General features: G+C 48.2%; 13 protein-coding genes. 9 read left to right on the plus strand and 4 right to left on the minus strand.

The window, feature by feature from the left end; genetic code table 11:
* Nucleotides 1-31: 31 nt before the first annotated feature.
* Both D515_RS11115 and D515_RS11120 read right to left on the minus strand, forming a co-directional pair.
* Nucleotides 32-2,353 carry an efflux RND transporter permease subunit gene (locus D515_RS11115; RefSeq protein ID WP_002538497.1) on the minus strand — a complete coding sequence of 774 codons (2,322 nt, stop codon included), beginning with the start codon at nucleotides 2,351-2,353 and terminating at the stop codon, nucleotides 32-34.
* A gap of 247 nt (nucleotides 2,354-2,600) precedes the next feature.
* Entirely contained in the window at nucleotides 2,601-3,386 is a 786-nt protein-coding gene (locus D515_RS11120; protein ID WP_002538498.1) for a TetR/AcrR family transcriptional regulator, read from the minus strand.
* Nucleotides 3,387-3,663: 277 nt separating this feature from the next.
* Here D515_RS11120 and cmoA point away from each other — a divergent pair, with 277 nt between their 5' ends.
* From cmoA to D515_RS11135, 3 genes are all read left to right on the plus strand, one after another.
* Nucleotides 3,664-4,392 carry a carboxy-S-adenosyl-L-methionine synthase CmoA gene (cmoA, locus tag D515_RS11125; protein ID WP_002538500.1) on the plus strand — a complete coding sequence of 243 codons (729 nt, stop codon included), beginning with the start codon at nucleotides 3,664-3,666 and terminating at the stop codon, nucleotides 4,390-4,392.
* Between the two features lie 86 nt (nucleotides 4,393-4,478).
* Nucleotides 4,479-5,450, plus strand: a complete 972-nt coding sequence (gene cmoB / locus D515_RS11130; RefSeq protein ID WP_002538502.1) for a tRNA 5-methoxyuridine(34)/uridine 5-oxyacetic acid(34) synthase CmoB — start codon at nucleotides 4,479-4,481, stop codon at nucleotides 5,448-5,450.
* Between the two features lie 344 nt (nucleotides 5,451-5,794).
* The gene (locus tag D515_RS11135) at nucleotides 5,795-6,778 is read left to right on the plus strand and encodes a porin (RefSeq protein ID WP_002538503.1); all 984 of its coding nucleotides are present in this window, start codon (nucleotides 5,795-5,797) and stop codon (nucleotides 6,776-6,778) included.
* A 372-nt stretch (nucleotides 6,779-7,150) separates the two neighbouring features.
* Here D515_RS11135 and kdgR read toward each other — a convergent pair whose 3' ends face one another.
* Nucleotides 7,151-7,933, minus strand: a complete 783-nt coding sequence (gene kdgR, locus D515_RS11140; RefSeq protein WP_002538504.1) for a DNA-binding transcriptional regulator KdgR — start codon at nucleotides 7,931-7,933, stop codon at nucleotides 7,151-7,153.
* Between the two features lie 756 nt (nucleotides 7,934-8,689).
* Between kdgR and D515_RS11145 the strand changes: the two genes are divergently transcribed.
* From D515_RS11145 to D515_RS11160, 4 genes are all read left to right on the plus strand, one after another.
* Entirely contained in the window at nucleotides 8,690-9,451 is a 762-nt protein-coding gene (locus tag D515_RS11145; RefSeq protein ID WP_002538505.1) for an ATP-dependent zinc protease family protein, read from the plus strand.
* Nucleotides 9,452-9,492: 41 nt separating this feature from the next.
* Nucleotides 9,493-10,998, plus strand: coding sequence for an inactive transglutaminase family protein (locus tag D515_RS11150; protein WP_002538507.1), 1,506 nt, complete (start codon nucleotides 9,493-9,495; stop codon nucleotides 10,996-10,998).
* A gap of 3 nt (nucleotides 10,999-11,001) precedes the next feature.
* Entirely contained in the window at nucleotides 11,002-11,985 is a 984-nt protein-coding gene (locus D515_RS11155; protein WP_002538509.1) for an alpha-L-glutamate ligase-like protein, read from the plus strand.
* Between the two features lie 122 nt (nucleotides 11,986-12,107).
* Nucleotides 12,108-13,268 carry a MalY/PatB family protein gene (locus D515_RS11160; protein ID WP_002538510.1) on the plus strand — a complete coding sequence of 387 codons (1,161 nt, stop codon included), beginning with the start codon at nucleotides 12,108-12,110 and terminating at the stop codon, nucleotides 13,266-13,268.
* Between the two features lie 63 nt (nucleotides 13,269-13,331).
* Here D515_RS11160 and D515_RS11165 read toward each other — a convergent pair whose 3' ends face one another.
* Nucleotides 13,332-13,787, minus strand: a complete 456-nt coding sequence (locus D515_RS11165) for a c-type cytochrome (protein WP_002538511.1) — start codon at nucleotides 13,785-13,787, stop codon at nucleotides 13,332-13,334.
* Between the two features lie 150 nt (nucleotides 13,788-13,937).
* Between D515_RS11165 and D515_RS11170 the strand changes: the two genes are divergently transcribed.
* Together D515_RS11170 and D515_RS11175 are read left to right on the plus strand one after the other, a co-directional pair.
* Complete coding sequence (locus tag D515_RS11170; RefSeq protein WP_002538513.1) at nucleotides 13,938-14,552, plus strand: cytochrome b/b6 domain-containing protein; 615 nt, start codon at nucleotides 13,938-13,940, stop codon at nucleotides 14,550-14,552.
* A gap of 282 nt (nucleotides 14,553-14,834) precedes the next feature.
* Entirely contained in the window at nucleotides 14,835-15,887 is a 1,053-nt protein-coding gene (locus tag D515_RS11175) for a PTS fructose transporter subunit EIIC (protein WP_039849952.1), read from the plus strand.

The following is a 15,887-nucleotide window of genomic DNA, read 5'->3' on the forward strand; positions in this document are numbered from 1 at the left end:
CTTGATTCTTTTTTGTCTTTTGTCTGTTCGTCTATTGGGCGGTTTGTGTCATCAGGTTTTCAGATTCACGGGCGTAAGGTTTACGGTCGGCAACCAGCAATACTGCAGGCAGAAGAATGAAATCGACCACCAGCGCAATGAAGATCACCATGGCACTTAACATGCCCATGTCAGCGTTTAAGCGGAATACGGACGTTGCCAGTACACTGAAGCCTGCCACCAGCACCACTGTGGTGATCCAAAGTGCACGACCAACGGTGCTGAATGCGTAACGGATACCTTCTTCCACATTGCGTCCTTGAAGACGCGCATAGCGGTATTTCGATAAGAAGTGAACCGTGTCATCAACCACGATGCCAAGCGTGAGAGTCACGACAATAGAAAGTCCCAGATTGATCTCACCGGAAATCACTGCCCACAAACCAAAGCCGATAATGGCGGGAGCAAGATTAGGCACCAGACTGATCGCACCCAGTCGCCATGAACGCAGCGCAAATACCAGCAGACCAGAAATCAGCGCCAGTGCAATCGGCAAGGTCTTGAGCATGCTTTCCATATTGGTTTCGCCAATGTGGGCAAACATCAGGTTCGGACCGGAAGAGGTCATGTCGAATTGCGGCGCGTTAGCGGCAAACCATTTATCCATGCGCTGCTCAAGATCGATGAGCTCAACGCTGCCCAAGTTATCGATGGTAAGCAGCAACTTCACTGCCGACTTATCAATGTTTATTTCGTTGTTCAGGTCGAGGCCGTAAGGTAGCGACATCTCATACAGCAGCAGATATTGGGCCGCTAGCTCGGGATCGGTCGGCAATTGATAGTAGGCTTCATCATCGCTATGCATGTTTTTGTTCAAACGCTTGAACGTGTCTGAGATAGACGCAACATGGTCGACTTCCGGCTGAATACGCAGCCAATCAGTAAAACCGTTCACGGCTTCTAAGAACTCAGGCTGGGTGATGCCTTGTGGCTGGCCAGACTTAATCGACAAGCTGATGGCCGTCGTACCACTGATGTTTTCTTCCATAAAGTCAGCTGCCTGACGGAAGGTATTTTCGGGGCCAAAGTACTCCACTGAGTTATCGTTCACTTGGTTCTGAACCAGCAGCATGCTGCTCAGCACCACCACAACAGCACTGACAGGCAAGATCATTTTGTGGTGGCGAATGACTGAATCAGCAATCCAGTCCATCACCTTATTGCCCGAGCTTTGCGATTGCTTCACTTTCACTGGCATCAGTTGTAGCAAAGCCGGTAGCAAGGTCACTGAGAGGAAGAACGCAATCATCACACCGACCGCTGCCAAGTTACCCATGTCACGCAGTACCGGAGAGTTCGAGGCATTCATCATCAGGAAACCAATAGATGTGGTAACCGAGGTAATCAACAGTGCAAGGAAATTCAGCTTCAAGGCATAGCTGATAGCCTCAGATTTCTCTTTCCCTTCACGAAGCGCATGAACATATGACGTAATCAGGTGAACACAGTCCGCCACCGCCAACGTCATGATCAGCGTCGGTACATTCACGGTGCCGTTATTGAGATAGTGCCCCACCCAGCCAAGCAATCCCATTGTGCTGGCGATAGTGAGTACGATGACCACCAGCGTCGCGAAAACAAACTTCCACGACCGTAGCATGAAACCCAGAAAGACCAGAATTACCAGAAACATCATGGGTACCAGCGTATTGCCGTCATCCATGGCAGCGAGAGCAAAGGCATTGTTCAGGGCAATGATCCCGCCAAGATGAAACTCTACATCGCTGTGTGACTGGCTAACTCTGTCGAGCAACTGGTCAGTAAAAACTGAGATTTCATCAACTTCAACACTCTGGTCACCGTCAGGAAGTTGGAATGTAATCGTCACGACAGCAACACTGCCATCCTGTGACACACTTGAACCTACGAGCCGTGGTTCGCTCAATGCCACATCTCGGATATAGGCGAGACGTGAAGCATCCAACTCGATGTAATCCGCAGCCAAATCCTCCACCAACAAGTCATCTTCTTCTGCGGACGTATGCTGATAGTTGGAAATGGAATCGACGCGGCTTGCATATGGGGTTTGCCAGGCTTCATCGGTCAGTTGCCTCACCAGTGACAGGTTTTCTTCGGTGAAGACGTCACCATTAGCAGGTGCAACCACGATGGATAGGGTATCGGTTTTGTTGAAGGTGGCCTCCAGCTCTTTAAACGCCTGAAGCTGAGGGTTTCCTTCATCAAAGAAGATTTGGTAATCGCCGCGGAAATACAGTTTGGAGGCACCAAACGCCGCAAGCAGGGAAATCAAAACACTAAGGATTAAAAACAACCATGGCCTTAAAGTTGGCCATTGGGAAAGATCTCTGTTCATCACAGGCTCCGTTTGTGACGATTCGTCAATAAATCCGCTTTAAAAAGCCAACGCAGTGGCTTAGTAAGACTCAACAGATTTCCGAACCAACCTTGACGAAACGTCAAAATTGGAAAAATTAAAAGGCGCTCATGCGCCAAGACAACATTCCACACAACAGGAAGTTGACGATCCGTCATAAATGACGTTTCGTCAATATAGATCAACCAGTATCACATTGAAAGCACTTTTTGACGATTCGTCAGGATTAGGCTTTTTGCCCAAGAAGAGCAAGTTCCTCAGAGAAGAGTTCTTTCCTTGCACGGGCCCAGGTTTGCTCATAGTCGAACTCAGTCGACAACGGTTTCCAACCAAGACCATCCAGCAGGAAGTTAATGTTTTGAAGGACAATATTGTGATTCAGTTGGCGTGACACACAAGTGCTGTGTTCCGCGTTATGAACCAAGGCGTTTGTACCAAAACCCATCGCCCAGTTAGCAAACACAACGTTGTCTGATGTCACACCAGGGTTCAACACTAGCTCACCCGAGTTAATACCGTTTTGGATGAACGCATCACCAATAGATACCGCTATTTCTTCCAGCTCATTGAGTTTTTCCAGGCGCTCAGGCGCACTTTTTTCTGTCACAGCAGGCGTGCGGCTGACCATGGCACACATGGAAAGAATGGGTTCGAGTTGGGAGAAAACGAAGTAGCCTGCATGCATGGCGATACATTTCTCGCGGCTGGAGCCATCAAATGCCAAAGAACGTTTAAACATTGGTAGCTCACGACTTAGCGCTTCAATCGCCAGAGCCGCAATCAGGTCTTCTTTGCTGTTAAAGTGATTATAAATTGTTCCCTTGGAGTACGAGCTAGCTGCAGCCACTTTATCCATAGTCAGTTGAGCAAAGCCTTCACGCATCACAACATCACGCGCGATTTCCAACAGCTCTTTCTCTCTGTCACGCATGGCAAGCTGCTTGCGGCTCAAAGACGAAGTATCGACGTTGTAAATCGCGGACATTCTGTTTTCGATGGTTTGCTCTAACATAATCACTTCCTGCACAAGATCAGCTCACTTATAGCATGGAACATGACAAAACGGAAAACGGTCGCTGTATTTAAAAGCTGACAACTTGACGAAATTCAATGACCCGACAATTCACACATTGAGCTCAGAATAAGCAGGATAGAGACAAGCGAAGCAAAATTCTCTACAATACGCGCCCTTTGGATGCTGGATGGAAACTGGCGTCAACGAGTGTAGTAATACCGAATCTCAGGAATGCAGAGATCGACGGTAAACGGTTCTTTTTAGGCAGGTTCAGATGGCAAATCGCGACAATATTTTTGCTGCGCCAATCGAAAAACTGGGTGACTTTACCTTCGACGAAAACGTCGCCGAAGTTTTTCCGGATATGATTCAACGCTCGGTACCGGGCTACAGCAACATCATTTCTGCAATTGGCATGCTGGCTGAGCGTTTCGCCACTGATGGTAGTCGTGTTTACGATTTAGGTTGCTCGCTGGGCGCAGCAACTCTGTCTATGCGCCGTCATATTAAAGCGCAAAACTGCACCATTATTGGCGTTGATAACTCTCCTGCGATGGTTGAACGCTGTAAACTTCACGTCAATGCTTACCGCTCAGACACTGATGTACAAATCCTCGAAGACGATATTCGCAATGTCGATATTCAAAACGCTTCTGTGGTTGTACTGAATTTCACCCTGCAGTTTTTGACCCCAGACGATCGTCAGGCGCTTCTCGAGAAGATCTTCGCTGGCCTCAAGCCAGGTGGCATTCTGATTCTCTCTGAGAAATACAACTTCGCCGATGAAACTGCGAACGAGCTTCTTATTGACCTGCACCACGATTTCAAACGCGCCAACGGTTACAGCGAGCTGGAAATCAGCCAAAAACGCAGCGCATTGGAAAACGTGATGAAGCCTGACAGCATCGACACTCACAAGCAGCGCCTGACTGACATTGGTTTCAGTAGCGTGGCGGTCTGGTTCCAGTGCTTTAACTTCGGCTCCATGTTTGCCATCAAGTAACTACCAAAGGCCAATAGACCCTGGCTAAACAAATTCATCGCGCTGGGTAGTCCCAGCGCAATACGAAAAACCAAAAGACGATACCTATGTTCGATTTTTCTGACTTCTACCAACTGATTGCAAAAAACCGTCTGCAGAACTGGCTGAATGTATTGCCAGCGCAATTGACGGAGTGGCAAAACCAGCCACATGGTGATCTGCCAAAATGGATGCGCGTGCTGAAGAAGATCCCGATGGATGCGCCTTCTACGATTGACCTGAAAGACAGCGTGACCATTGGTACAGAAGACGAACTGCCGGCTGGCCAGCGCGCGAAGATTGAAAACCTGCTGCGCGCGTTCCACCCATGGCGCAAAGGTCCTTACAATGTTCATGGCATCAATATAGATACTGAGTGGCGCTCGGACTGGAAATGGGATCGTGTGCTACCGCATATCTCTCCACTGAAAGGCCGCTATGTGTTGGATGTAGGCTGCGGCAACGGCTACCACATGTGGCGCATGCTGGGTGAAGGTGCAGAGCTGACAGTAGGTATCGATCCTTCTGAGCTGTTCCTCGTTCAGTTCGAAGCGATTCGCCGAATGATGGGCAACGACCAACGTGCTCACCTACTTCCGCTGGGTATTGAAAAGCTGCCTGAGTTGAAAGCATTCGATACGGTATTCAGCATGGGTGTACTGTACCATCGTCGTTCACCACTTGATCACTTGATCCAATTGAAAAACCAATTAGTGAAAAATGGCGAACTCGTATTAGAAACGCTGGTAATTGATGGCGATGAAAACGCGGTGCTGGTGCCATTCAGTCGATACGCGCAAATGCACAATGTCTACTTCTTCCCTTCCGCGAAAGCACTGAAAGTGTGGTTGGAGAAAGTTGGCTTCGTGGACGTTCGTATTGTTGATGAGTGTGTAACCACCACTGACGAGCAGCGCACAACCGATTGGATGACACACAATTCGCTACCTGATTATCTTGACCCGAATGATCCAACAAAAACGGTTGAAGGTTATCCGGCACCCAAGCGCGCTATTTTGGTTGCACGTAACCCAGATTGAAATAACACCTTTCTGATATAAAAAGGCAGCCCCGGCTGCCTTTTGTCGTATATTCGAATCAAATAGTTAAATTTTCCGACAACTTAGCGTCATTTCGAGCCAATTCCACCCCAAAACTAATAGTGATTTTAATCGCATAAGAGTCAACTTCATTTCATTCGCATTCAAATAATTTCGAGTCAAACCCCGCTAGAAATCCAACAGAATTTGTAAGTCATTGTTCGGAATATTTTGAAACATTATTTCAATTTAATCTCATATTCGTTTCGTGAATATTTAATTCGAGACACAAGCAGCATGTATTGGATGTGTCCTGTGAGATACGTACGCAAAAGGAACGAATAATGAAACTAAAAACTCTTGGCCTTATTATCCCAGCAATTTTGGCTTCTAACGCAGTAGTGGCTGCGGATGTATACAAGAATGATACTTTGACCCTTTCCGTTTCGGGTCACGTAAAAGCGAACAGCACTTCATCAAGCGCTAAAACCAATGGTGTTGCCACAGCGGAAAAAGAATTTCACGTGACTTCGAGCGGTGAGGTTGCTTTCAATGCAGCTTACCAATTGAACGATGACGTAAAACTGACCGGTTCTGCTTATATCAACGGCAGTGACGGGCTGGAAGGTTTTAAACTATCAGGTTCTCACACCAAATACGGTGTGCTTTCTCTGGGCGATACCGGCAGCTCTTTCGGTGCACTGGAAAAGGCGAATGGTCTGGAAATCACCAATATCTACGCAGTTAGCCAGGGTGGCGTTGGCCAGAATGGTATTCGCTACACCAAGTCCGTTGGCGACTTCGACTTCTCAGCAAACTATGAAGCGAAAGAAAGCCAGGTTAATGATGACGGCGAGAAAGACCCTTCAAACTACGCAGCATCCGTTAACTACGGCGGAAGCAACTTCTCAGTTGCAGCAGTTTATGGCTCTGATGGCGACGATGCACAATCCTATGGTGTTGGAGCAGACGTGACGTTTGGATCTCTGAAGGTAGGTGCTGCCTACGTAGACTTCCAGAACGCAGGCTCTTTGACCGTTAATGCCGATGTAGATTCGATTGAGCTGGACACACCGAACAGCGGTGAAACATACGCTTTGACCTCAATTTACACCCTCGATGATTTGGCGCTTTTTGCCACCTACCAACATGCAAAAGGTACGGCAGTGGATAAAGCGTTCGATATCGACACCTATGCGACAGGCCTGACTTACAAGGTAAGCGACAACTTCACAACTTGGGCGAACTATCAGGTGGGTGAAGGTAAAGACGGTACTGACCGTAAAGAGGGTGACGTCATTCGTTTGGGCGTGAAACTCACGTTCTAACGGATAACCCGTGGGGCAGGCCGGTCCCACATTGCACTGCTAATTTCTTTTTTATTTTTACGACTCCTTTTGTGCTATCACCTTGGTGATAGCACTTTTTTATCTGTTAGGGGCTGTTGATCTTTGGTGATGACTTTTGCAGCAGTTTGTGGGGACTTTATGCAAGGCAGAGGCTTCGACGTGTAGCTGGCCTACATGAGAAGCCGATAACGCAGCAGAAATTCCCCACAAACGCTGCCCGAAGGGTTCTGCCCTATACGTTTTATGCTTTGTTGAGGTGTATTTGCTTAGAATGACTAGGCGGCACACACCTCGCCGCGCCTAAAACGTTTAGGGCTAGAACAAAATTTAACCACCAAAGGTCAACAGCCCCTAGGCCACAGCTTGCTGATAAGGATATTTCGCGCAGCCCAGCTTTGACGATATGGCTGCAGCGGCCTGAAGCAATGCTGCTTTGTAACGGTCACAGACGTCCTGTGAGTAGCGGACAGTTGGCATATCAACAGATAACGAGGCGACCGCTTTGTTGAATCTGTCGTAGACAGGCACCGCCAAAGCGATCACGCCGACTTCGTGTTCTTCTCTGTCGAACGCATACCCCTTCTTACGGACTGCTTCGAGTTTTATCATCAAGGTAGCGAAGTCTGTATCATCATCTCCACCCGTTTCTTGCCAGATCCTTTTTGTTTCAGATTCGCTCTTCTCAGCCAAAAATACGTTACCCAACGCAGCGTCAACCAACGAATGCCGGCTTCCTACGCGAACCTGAACACCAAGGCTGTGTGAAGCATCGAGTTTATGGACATACACAAAGCTGTCACCATCCTCTATTCCGAGACTCACTGCTTCTCCTGATACAGTCGCTACATTACTCATCTCAGCGTTTGCGATCTCTACTAAGTCGACGTATTCAAGCGCAGCTGCGCCCATTTCGAACAGCTTTAACGTCAGCGAGTAGTGCTCTGAATCGCCCTCCTGCGACACGATCCCTAACGTCTTCATGGTTTGGAGAAAACGATATACCGTACTTTTTGACATCATGAGTCTTTGCGCCAGCTCACTCACGCCAATGTCTTTCTGCGAACTTAATGCCTGCAAAATCGCAAAAGTTTTCAGCACTGATGAAACTGACTCGGGCTGATTGTTTAACGCCATAACACGTATACCTTTACATTCTCATTATTAGGAGCAACCGTTCGCCTCTTGAGGAGCTTGTACCCAATAGGGTTGTCAATCAAACATATCAAGCGAATGGATATTCACTATAGGCTTTCAATCATAAATAAAGTGAAACAGCGTTCCATTAGAATATTCTTTAATTTCGTCAGAGTTCACTGTTTTCGACTCAACGGTTATTTATTAACAACTTCCTTTTATAAACCGTTTATTGAAGCGTCAGGTTTAAGGCGATTAATCCCTGAAAAAATCGAGTACGAAGATAAAGAGAGTAAAGCTCTTTGCGCATGAATCGTCATCCTGAATGCAAGCATGAAAAACCATCATCAGAAATAATGAAAGGGCATTTTCCAAAGAATGAACGTAGGGGAAAGTGTCAGATAAATTAACAAGCTCAGCACTTTGGTTATGCTGCCGTGTCCGCTATCACAAGCCATTCAGAAACCACGAGCCCGGCACCGAGAGACAATTTAGGCTGGTTTATAGAAAACGTAATGAAATTCTGTTCGGATTTTTCATGCCAACAATAACAACAAAGACAATTAAATTGGCCGGCACTAATTTTTGCGACTGAAATCCCAATCATAAAGTTCGGAAAGTTTGCAACAAAACAGTATGTTCAGATTAGCGACAATCCTGACTCAGATATGACAAATCACCCTTCTCGCTTCGTTTTTTTCGGGATAAACTACACTCCTATTTTCAACGCCTTAACCACCCAGCACGGAGCTCCACATGCTAACTCGCAGCGGATTGCTGATTCTTTTCTCTGCTGTCCTCTCTGGCTGCAGCATTACATCTCAGGAACAGCACCAGCAAACCCTGAATGCAATCAGTAACATAGAGACCAACATTCAGAGTGACTACTCGTCGCTAAACCAAAGTGTTCAAACACAGCAAGAACAAATCGCAACCCTTGAACAACAGGTTGCTGATATGTCTGACACACTCAAAATCATGCGTCAGAATCAAGCCCGCGAAGCTGCGAACCGAGCTGAACCGCAAGTGGTCTACGTCGAGAAAGAAGTGCCTGTGCCACAGAAATCCGATAAAGCTGTGCTAGGTGAGCAAGAATGGGTTTGGATTGATGCTGCTGGCTCCAACTACAAGGCCCGCGTAGACACTGGCGCAACGACGTCTTCCCTGAATGCGACTGACATTCAGGAGTTTGAACGCGACGGTAAAACCTGGGTCCGCTTCAGTCTTGCACATACCCAAAATGGCGAGGGTGAGTCCGAACCGCTAGCAACGATTGAAGCACCAGTGACCCGCTGGGTGAAGATCCGTCAAGCTTCCACTGAAGGTCTTGAGCGCCGTCCTGTTGTAGAACTGCGTGTCAGACTGGGTGAACTGCATGAAAAAACGCAATTTACGCTGGCTGACCGTTCGCACATGGAATTCCCGGTTCTTCTGGGTCGTGAATTCTTTAAAGACATTGCCGTTGTTGACGTCTCTCAGTCTTACATCCATCCAAAGTTTGTTGCCGAAAAGAAATAGCGCACTGAACTACCAACCACAGTGCCAATAACGAGGAAAGAATGACTTCACGCGTTCCTTTTTATTTACTCATTAGCCTGCTGATCATCGTCGGCATGAGCATGAGTATCTACCGCCATAACGTCTACGGTGTGCCGTGGACGGCGGGACAAAAACACCAAGTGTGGGAAGTGGAAGCCCGCGTTGAATTCCAAGCCAAAGGCGAGCCAGTCAAAGTGTCACTGGCAACGCCGGATACCCAGGAAGGCTTTACCCTCATTAATGAAAACACCAGCTCACCGGGCTATGGGTTTGCATTGATCAATACCGAAGATGGCCGCAGAGCCGAGTGGAGCAAGCGCGAAGCGAGCGGGCAACAAATACTTTATTTCAAAAACCAAATGCTGGTTGATGAAAATGCCAACTACCCGACTGAGCCCCCTCTCGGTGAAGTCACCCCTGCCGTGCTTGATGGGCCAATCAAAACAGCGGCAGATGCTCTTCTCGAACAAGCCAGACAGCGCTCCGCAGACAATGTGACACTCGCGCGTGAGCTCATCAAACAGTTCAACGACAAAGAAAGCCAAAACGCAGCACTCCTTACCAAAGAGATGAGCAAGGCGGACGCTATTGTGGCTATTTTGTCGTTGGAAGGCATCCACGCCCGCGTTGTTGGTGCTTTGCAGCTGGAAGACGGACGTCGTCGACAAAGCGTTGTTCCAATGGTCGAGATTTGGAATAACGAAGAGTGGCAATTGTTTAACCTAGATACCGGAACAGAAGACTCTTTCGACAATCTATTGATCTGGAATCAAAAAGGCACGCCTTTACTTGAAGTCATGGGTGGCACTAACAGCCAGGTCAGCTTCTCCATCATCGCGCAGGATATCAGCCCTCAACAGGCAACCGACGAGAAAATACAGGCCGAAAGTCTGTTGAATTTCTCTATTCACAGTCTGCCTATTGAAGAACAGGCGATGTTCAAAACCATTATGTTGATCCCAATCGGTGCCCTGATTGTGGTATTGCTACGCGTGCTGGTTGGTCTGAAAACCTCCGGTACCTTCATGCCCGTGCTGATCGCAGTTGCCTTTGTTCAAACGCAGTTAGTACCAGGCCTGGTGGGCTTCCTGTTGATTGTTGGTACCGGTCTGATTATCAGAAGTTACCTATCAAGGCTTAATCTACTCCTTGTCGCGAGGATATCTGCCGTGATCATCACGGTGATCATGATTATCTCTGTCTTTACGGTCGTCGCGTTCAAGATTGGATTGGTTGAAGGCCTGACAATCACCTTCTTCCCAATGATTATCCTTTCCTGGACCATCGAACGTATGTCGATTCTTTGGGAAGAAGAAGGTGCGAAGCAGGTACTCATTCAAGGTGGTGGCTCGCTGTTGACTGCCGTGTTGGTTTACCTCGCCATGACCAATGAATTTGTCCGTCATATCACCTTTAACTTCGTTGGCATTCAACTCGTGATTCTGGCATTGATCCTAATGCTGGGTAACTACACTGGCTACCGCCTGAGCGAATTGAAGCGATTCAAGCCGTTGGTGAAGGACTAAGGCATGCTGGATTTCCTAAAGAAATACACATCGCCTTTTAAGCTGCACAATGCTGGCATCATGGGAATGAACCGCCGGAATATCAGCTATATCGGCCGATATAACAAACGTAGTTTGTTTCCGTTGGTGGATAACAAGCTGAAAACCAAGCAAATTGCCCAACGTGCTGGTGCAACGGTTCCAGAACTGATTGGCGTCATCAACGAACAGCACCAAGTTGCCTCCGTCCACGAGATGGTTAAAGACTGGCCGGGCTTTGTGATAAAGCCAGCCCAAGGCTCAGGCGGTAAAGGTATTCTGGTGGTAACCTCAAACAAAGATGGCGTTTATAAAAAGCCATCTGGCTCCGAGGTCAGTAAAGAAGAAGTCGAACGCCACATCACCAACACCCTAGCGGGATTATTCTCGCTGGGTGGTAAGAACGATGTCGCTGTCGTAGAAAACCTTATCCAGTTCGATGACGTGTTTGATGGTTTCAGCTACGAAGGCGTGCCGGATATCCGCGTTATCGTCTTTAAAGGTTACCCTGTGATGGCGATGATGCGTCTTTCTACTGCAGCTTCCGATGGTAAAGCGAACCTTCACCAAGGTGCGGTTGGTGTCGGTATTGATATCGCGACGGGTAAGGCATTGCGTGCCGTGCAGTTCAACCGCCCTATTGAGCATCATCCTGATACAGGCCGTCTGCTGAGTGAACTTCAGGTGCCTCATTGGGAGCTATTATTGACTCTCGCTGCAAGCGCGTGGGAAATGACAGGCCTTGGCTATCTCGGCACCGATATGGTGCTCGACAAAGAAAAAGGCCCAATGGTGCTGGAGCTCAATGCCCGTCCTGGTCTGGCGATTCAAATCGCTAACGGCTGCGGATTACTGCCAAGACTTCGTCATATCGAAGCCATGGGAGAAACAGCGCATCTCACAACTCCGGAAGAACGTGTGGCTTACGCCGCGAAAAATTTTTCAGGCACCTACACGCCCGGACATTAAATTCAAACAAGATAATTCAATCGGGCTTCGGCCCGATTTTTATTTCAGGCAACGACTCCCCCTTTCCCATTCCCATCTAGTTTCAGTAAGCTAGGGTTATTGACCCCAAAGGAACACTGAGAATGGACGCATCAACCCACCAATTTGATTTTGATAAAGAAGTCGACCGCACAAAAAGCCATAGCGACAAATGGGACAAATACAAAGGTCAGGATATCCTGCCAATGTGGGTGGCAGACAGTGATTTCCAATCCCCACCAGCGGTAATCGAAGCACTCCAAGAACGCGTATCACACGGCGTGTTTGGTTATACCCATGCGTCAGATACCTTGACTGAGATTTTCGTCGCCCGCATGAAATCCCGCTACAACTGGGACATTCAACCTGAGTGGGTAGTCTATCTTCCGGGCTTGGTATGCGGACTCAACATCGCCGCCCGAGCTTTAACGGATGAAGGCCAAACCATTATTAGCCCTAGCCCAATCTATCCACCTTTCATTTCTTCAGCCAAGTTTGCTGAACGCCCTTTAGTGAAAGCCACAGTGAAGCTGACAGATGGCCGCTGGATGCCGGATTTGGAAGAAGCAGGGGAACAACTCGCTGGGAAAGGCGGTTTACTGCAAATGTGTAACCCTCTGAACCCGGGTGGGACGGTTTATACCCGCGAAGAGTTGGAAGCGACGCTAGTGTTTGCGGAAAAACATGATTTGTTTGTGTGTTCCGACGAGATCCATTGCGACCTGATTCTGGATGGTGACAAGCAACATATTCCCTTTGCGAGTATCAGTGAAAGTGCCGAACAACGCAGCGTGACACTCATGGCACCGAGCAAAACCTTCAATATCGCTGGGCTTGGTGCGTCAATTGCCATTATTCCGAATGCGAAGCTTCGCCAGCGCTTTAGTAAGATTAAGCGTGGAATTGTACCCGGTGTTAACATGCTGGCTTTCACCGCTGCAGAGGCGGCCTATGAGCATGGCGAAGCTTGGCTACAAGAGCAACTTTGCTACCTCGCAGGCCACCGCGATTACCTGATGCAGGAAATCAATGCCTTGCCAGGCATGAAGCTGGAACACATCGAAGCCACTTACCTTGCTTGGATTGATTGTAGTGAACTGCCCGTCGATAACGCTCATCGTTTCTTCGAGGAAGCTGGCGTGGGTCTTTCACCTGGGCTGGACTTTGGTAACCGCAAATTCGTCAGACTGAATTTTGGGTGTACCCGTAAAACGCTGGAAGAAGCCGTTCGTAGAATGAAAGCTGCAGTCAGCTCGTTGGCTTAACGGCTTTAGACCAAAGAAAAACAGCGCCAAAAGGCGCTGTTTTTGTCTTTTCGTTTAACCTAATTAACGCTTGGTACGAAAACCTCGGTGACACGCTTTACAGGAGCGGTCGGCACTTTTGATTGCGGCTTCCAGAGCATCATCATCTTGCGCTACGGCTGCATCAGCCATTGAAACAAAGCTGGTTTGCAGGCCATCAAGGCCAGATTCAAACTTATCCCACTTCGTCCAAACTGCTGGCTTACTGCGGCTGTCAAAGCTACTGCCTTCCGGGAACATTCCTTTAAGTGCGCCGACTGTGTCGGCATTTTTGATTGCCAGATTGCGGATGGTTTCCCAATCCGAGTCACTGCCATCTTCGGCTTTCTTCAAGCTTTTGAATGTGTCTGCAATAGAGAGGAAGTTTTGCTGGCGATTATCAATCACTTCAGAAAAATCCTGCGCCATCGCTGCACCAGACACCATCAGCAGAGCACTGACCAACCCGATTGCTTTACTTCTTGTTGCAATTCTTTTCACGACTTTATCCCTGTAATGCTGTTGAATCGACGAATAACATCATAAAACCTAACAATTTTATGGATATTTCTGTTAAAACTCGACAGAAAAATTGTAACGTTTCGCGTTAAACTCCAAGCCTACATTTTCTGGGAAAATCAGGAACAAATCATGAAGATATGGGACGCACCGACCCGCGTTTATCATTGGCTCCAAGCCGTATTGTTTACGGCGATGTGCGTGACCGGGTTTCTTCAAGAAGGTCCGCACCTGACCATTGGCCTCGCGCTCGCTGCATTGCTGGTTTGGCGGATACTGTGGGGTTTAGTCGGTAGCAAGACCAGCCGATTCCTGCATTTTGTAAAATCACCGCGTTCAGCTGTGAACTACCTCCTTGGTAAAGAGGAGCATGACGGTGTCGGTCATAACCCTGCCGGCGGACTCATGGTTATTATCATGCTGTCATTGTTGGTGTTTCAGTGTTTTATCGGGATGGCCCAAGCGGGGTATTTTGACGATTACATCAGCGACGAAAGCTGGCTGTATGACATCGACCTTCTGGCTACTCTCCACCTTTATGGCGCGTATTTGTTGATGGGATTAGTTGGTGTGCACCTAGCAGCAATAGCCATTTACAGCGCAAAAGGAAAATCATTGGTGAAAGCGATGATTACGGGACGGCAAGCGCAATTGCAACCGACTTCCCTGTTCTTCAGGTCGAACAAACGAGCGGGAGCGATACTGCTTGGGATAGGTGGATTTCTGACTTACTTCGTTTCTGGATAACCCAAAAAAGAACAGCGCTCAACAGGCGCTGTTCTTTTATTTCGACTATTCACCATCTAACACCACGCATACTTCAAGTTTCCTATCTGCTATCGCTCTCTCATTTTCAGCCTCATAAGACACTGATCTATAGCGATATGTGATTGCCTTCTCAGTCGAATCAAGATGCAACATTTCTCCAGTAAAGGGCTTATTTGTCCAATATATTAAGCAAAATGCCGGGCGCATAATCAGACCAACTCAAAACACAAATCTAATAACTCGAACTTAAAGGTCTGAATCATGAAAACGAATCTTGCTGAACTAAAACGGCACCTTCTCACCGGCACCAGCCACATGCTTCCATTCGTTGTTGCAGGTGGTGTTCTGCTGGCTCTGTCGGTAATGCTGAACGGTAAAGGTGCAGTGCCAGAAGGTGTATTCCTTGAAGGTCTGTGGGACATGGGTATCGCAGGTTTCACCCTGTTTGTACCGGTTTTGGGTGGCTACATTGCTTACTCTATCGCTGACCGTCCTGCTCTGGCTCCGGGTATGATTGGTGCTTACCTGGCTAACCAGGTTCAAGCCGGCTTCCTTGGCGCTATCGTGGTGGGTTTCATCGCCGGTTACGTCGTTCTGCAACTGAAGCGCATCCCTCTTTCCAACAAGCTTAAAGCGCTGTCTACCTACTTCATTATCCCTATCGGCGGTACCTTCATCGTGTCTGCACTGGTGGTATGGGTGATCGGTCAACCAATCGCGGCATTCATGGCATTCATGAACGAAGGTCTGCAATCCATGGCTGGCGCTTCTAAAGCGATTCTGGGTGCGGTACTGGGCGGTATGACAGCATTCGATATGGGCGGTCCAATCAACAAAGTTGCCACCCTGTTCGCACAAACTCAGGTAGGTACACAACCATGGCTGATGGGTGGTGTTGGTGTTGCTATCTGTGTTCCACCACTGGGTATGGCACTGGCAACTTTCCTAGCGCCTAAGAAGTACTCTGCGGAAGAACAAGAAGCGGGTAAAGCGGCGGCAATCATGGGCTGTATCGGTATCACTGAAGGTGCCATCCCATTCGCTGCAAACGACCCAGCGCGCGTGATTCCAGCCATCGTGGCAGGCGGCATGGTCGGTAACATTGTGGCCTTTATGGCGGGTGTTCTGAACCACGCACCATGGGGTGGTCTGATTGTCCTCCCGGTTGTCGAAGGTCGAATGATGTATGTCGTCGCGGTCATCGCCGGTGCAGCAACCACAGCACTGATTGTGAACGCACTGAAGAAACCTGTCGCTGACCGCGAAGAAGAAAAACAAGCACAAACCGAAGAACTGGAACTGTCCTTCGATTAA

The organism is Grimontia indica, assembly GCF_000333895.2.
Classification (GTDB): domain Bacteria; phylum Pseudomonadota; class Gammaproteobacteria; order Enterobacterales; family Vibrionaceae; genus Enterovibrio; species Enterovibrio indicus.